The organism is Ruegeria sp. HKCCA0370, from assembly GCF_013033705.1.
Taxonomy (GTDB): Bacteria; Pseudomonadota; Alphaproteobacteria; order Rhodobacterales; family Rhodobacteraceae; genus Ruegeria.
The window spans coordinates 1-2,590 of the sequence record NZ_WQEP01000027.1 but is presented as its reverse complement, the minus strand read 5'-3'; the positions used below and the strand labels follow the sequence as shown (position 1 = coordinate 2,590).

2 protein-coding genes and 1 pseudogene are annotated in these 2,590 nt (G+C 58.5%); 2 read left to right on the top strand and 1 reads right to left on the bottom strand.

The window, feature by feature from the left end; genetic code table 11:
- Nucleotides 1-342: pseudogene (gene glyA, locus GOW31_RS21765) on the top strand (serine hydroxymethyltransferase); the annotation flags it as partial.
- Between the two features lie 18 nt (nt 343-360).
- Nucleotides 361-1,338 carry a CoA ester lyase gene (locus GOW31_RS21760; protein WP_171121061.1) on the top strand — a complete coding sequence of 326 codons (978 nt, stop codon included), beginning with the start codon at nt 361-363 and terminating at the stop codon, nt 1,336-1,338.
- Nucleotides 1,339-1,407: 69 nt separating this feature from the next.
- On the opposite strand, the gene GOW31_RS21755 is transcribed toward GOW31_RS21760, so the two are convergent.
- Nucleotides 1,408-2,409, bottom strand: a complete 1,002-nt coding sequence (locus GOW31_RS21755) for a helix-turn-helix domain-containing protein (RefSeq protein ID WP_171172788.1) — start codon at nt 2,407-2,409, stop codon at nt 1,408-1,410.
- Between the last annotated feature and the right edge of the window lie 181 nt (nt 2,410-2,590).

Here is a 2,590-nt window from a genome sequence, read left to right as displayed (position 1 = left end):
GGCACCGACACCCATGTGGTGCTGGTCGACCTGCGCCCCAAAGGCGTCAAGGGCAACGCCACCGAGAAAGCCTTGGGCCGGGCGCATATCACCTGCAACAAGAACGGCGTGCCGTTTGATCCCGAAAAGCCGACCATCACGTCGGGCATCCGTCTGGGGTCGCCCGCCGGCACCACCCGCGGCTTCGGCGAGGTCGAATTCCGCCAGATCGCCGACTGGATCATCGAAGTGGTAGACGGCCTGGCCGCCAATGGCGAAGACGGCAACGGCGCCGTCGAAGCCAAGGTCAAGGCCGAAGTCGCAGACCTCTGTGCACGCTTCCCGATCTATCCGAACCTGTAAGACGAAGGACCCGAACCCATGAGCTTTCATTCCATTGACCAAGCCCCAGCCCGATTGAACCGAAGTGAATTGGCCGTGCCCGGCAGCCAACCCGGAATGTTCGAAAAGGCAGCCAAATCCGATGTAGACGTCATTTTCCTTGATCTGGAAGACGCGGTTGCACCGGATGAAAAGGAACAGGCCCGCAGGAACATCATTCAGGCGCTGAACGATATCGATTGGGGCAACAAGACCATGTCGGTTCGGATCAACGGTCTGGACACGCATTACATGTACCGCGACGTCGTCGATGTGGTCGAACAGGCGGGTGAGCGGCTGGACCTGATCATGATCCCCAAGGTCGGAACTGCTGCGGATGTCTATGCCGTCGATATGCTGGTGACCCAGATCGAAGACGCCAAGGGTTACAAAAAACGGATCGGGTTCGAGCACATCATTGAAACCGCACTTGGCATGCAGAATGTCAGTGAGATTGCGGCAGCATCAAAGCGCAATGAAAGCCTGCACTTCGGCGTGGCCGACTATGCGGCCTCGACCCGTGCGCGCACCACGATCATCGGTGGTGTGAACCCGGACTACTCTGTTTTGACCGATGCGGACCCCGAGGGCGGTCGCCAGTCCCATTGGGGTGACATGTGGCATTATGCTCTGGCCCGCATGGTGGTTGCGGCGCGCGCCAACGGGCTGCGTCCGATTGATGGGCCTTTTGGCGATTTTCAGGACCCGGACGGTTACAAGGCCGCCGCAAAACGTGCCGCCGTTCTGGGTTGCGAAGGCAAATGGGCCATTCACCCAAGCCAGATCGCGCTGGCGAACGAGGTGATGTCGCCGTCTGACGCCGAGGTCAACAAGGCGCAGCGCATTCTTGTTGCCATGGCCGAGGCCGAGGCAGACGGAAAAGGCGCCGTTTCGCTGGACGGTCGGCTAATAGATTACGCCTCCATCCGTCAGGCCGAAGTGCTGGTGGAAAAGGCCAGCCAGATTGCTGCGGCGTGAACCAAACCAAAGTTGCGTGGGCAAACTGCCCACGCGATATCATCGCTCGTTGCGGACGCCGAAGAAGTGTTAGGATCCTTCCGGCGCCATCGACCCCATGAACCGACGGTCCCGCACATCATCCGGGCTGGTTTTGTAGCAGCGTTGAAACGCACGTTTCAAAGCGACGGGCGATGAAAAACCGGTGGCTGCCGAGATTTCGATCTGCGACATGTTCGTGAACTGCAACAGGTTCTGCGCCCGTTCCAGACGAAGCTCCTTGTATGTGGAAAGAAGCTTTGCTCCGGTTTTGCTCAGGAACCGTCGTTGCAGTTGACGCGTCGAGGTTTTGAGCAAACGGGAAAGGTCCGAGATCGTCAGTGGATCTTCGATGTTCTCCTGCATCGCATCCAAAGTGCGCATCACCAGAAGATCGCCTTTTGCCCTGTGTACCAACTGGGCGGCCAACCTGCTTTCGTATTTTTGCGTGGGTTCGGTCAGACCGATATAGCTGCGCAATGCGTCCGCTATATGCTCTCCGTGATCTATGGACACGAATTCGGACAACAACCGCAATGCGCTCAGTCTGCTGGTCGCGCTGTGGGGGTGCCCGTCGGCGGCCAGATGGGTTGCCGCACCGCAGCTTTCCAATCCGCTTTCCAGCGCGGCCGCGGCAAAGTTCGGGTGAACCGCAACGATGTTTCGGCCTGCTCTGCCCAGTTGCACCAGCAACAGGACAGCTCCCCCGACCAGAACGGTCCTTGAAGACAGGTTGAGAACTTGCGAAATCCAGCTTCTGCGCGAACCAGAGACGTCCCAGTTGTTCTCCAGGTCGCCCCAGAAAATCGCCGTCCGACCTGCCCAATAAAGAGGCCCGCCGACCGAGTCATTTCCGGACACCCGGAGATTGACGACGTAAGAGCAGTTTTCGACCAGGCTGTTCAGAGCGTGATAGAACTCGACGACGATCTCAGCCGATGCCAGTGCCCGCGTGTCGCTGAGGATAACATCGATGTATTTTATTCTTTCGGGCACCTCCGGCCCGGTCTTTGCCAGGTCGGCGCGATCATTTGCGAGGACATAGTGTTTCATTGTTCCTCCATCGAATTGACGAGAGGCAGCGCCTCGCAGGACGCTGCCCTCATTTTCGGATTTCAATCCGCCAGAGCAAACCGCGGATTGCTACGCCCGGTTCCCTATTCCGCGGCGTCTTCGTATGCGTCCATTGGGGGGCATGTGCAGACGAGGTTTCTGTCACCATATGCGTTGTCGA